Here is a 1,094-nt window from a genome sequence, read left to right as displayed (position 1 = left end):
CGCCTGGAGGCTGCCGCTGGTCGGATATATCGCCGACCGTATCTGACTCTGCTGAACGGATATGCTGCGCCGAGATGTCTCCATTGGGTCATCTCGGCGTTAGCGTTTCTGGTCACATACGGCGCCACCAATCGAGGGTGCTGCGCAGCAAGACAAAGCCAATGCCATGACCGAGCGCGCGGGAAATGATAAAATGATTCCAGTCCATTCCGAGATCGAAATTGGCCCGGAGCCGGAGACAATTACGGCTTCCGCAACTTTTGAGGCTGCCCCTGAGCCTGAGTTGGGGGCCGGTGATGCCGTGGTTGGGCCGGAGGCAACCCATATGCCTAATATTGATGCGCCCGAGGTCGAGGTGTCTATGCCGGCAGAAGAAATGGAGGCGCCCCAACCGCTTACGGAGCAGGCCATGATTTCAGATGCGGTTGAGGATGATGCTGGCGCGACCCCACATGAGAACTTGGTGAAAGCTGTGCCCGTCGAAGATCTGCTCACTGGAATTATCAATGTTGCGAACTCGGCGGTGCGGGACGTCATCAACGCGTCTTCGGACCTGGTCAAGAATCGAAATTCCGTGGCTTCCCAAATGACTGCCCACGGTCAAAAGCTGATCCAGTCCATCAAGAACCGTTGCGGGATCCGGCCAGCGCAGAACTGCGACGCGGGCAGTAAGGTCGGTGAATAGTTGGCGTGATATGGCCTTTTCCTCCAGCACCCAAGGACAGCCGGAAGAAATCATGGGCCGATTGAATGGGCGGTTGTGGTGGTAAGGCTGGTGGGGTTGCTGGTGTTTGGCGGCCTGATCGTGCTGTTGGCATCGTCCAACGCGCATATGGCGGAAACACGTCTGGGACCAATTGCGATGAAAGCGCCGCACTTTGTTGTCCTTGGCATTACGTTCTTTCTCGGCTTTGCCACCGGGATCGTTTCGGTGCTCATGAACGCTCTCCAGCGGCGCCAGCGGAAGACACCGGGAAAGAGCATCGTCATCAAGCACTGAGCCTCTTTGGGGCACCAGGCTTTGGAGTAGGTAAGGATGAGGAAGAGCGGTTGCGCGGTCTGCAGCAGGAGCATCGGCTGGGTTGGCCTGGCGG

The 1,094-nt window shown here is 57.8% G+C and carries 2 protein-coding genes; both read left to right on the top strand.

The window, feature by feature from the left end:
• Positions 1 to 166: 166 nt before the first annotated feature.
• Positions 167 to 685, top strand: coding sequence for a magnetosome protein MamJ (gene mamJ / locus A6A05_RS03915; RefSeq protein ID WP_068497682.1), 519 nt, complete (start codon positions 167 to 169; stop codon positions 683 to 685).
• 90 nt (positions 686 to 775) lie between these two features.
• Positions 776 to 1,000, top strand: coding sequence for a magnetosome protein MamL (gene mamL, locus A6A05_RS03910; protein WP_245644182.1), 225 nt, complete (start codon positions 776 to 778; stop codon positions 998 to 1,000).
• Positions 1,001 to 1,094: the final 94 nt, after the last annotated feature.

Source organism: Magnetospirillum moscoviense, from assembly GCF_001650635.1.
Lineage (GTDB): Bacteria > Pseudomonadota > Alphaproteobacteria > Rhodospirillales > Magnetospirillaceae > Magnetospirillum > Magnetospirillum moscoviense.
Note: the sequence above shows the minus strand (reverse complement) of the source record. Positions and strands in the feature narration are given on the sequence as shown.

Bases quoted from the DNA above. Each gene is read 5' to 3' on its own strand.
- mamJ (WP_068497682.1), top strand. From the start codon at position 167: ATGACCGAGCGCGCGGGAAATGATAAAATGATTCCAGTCCATTCCGAG.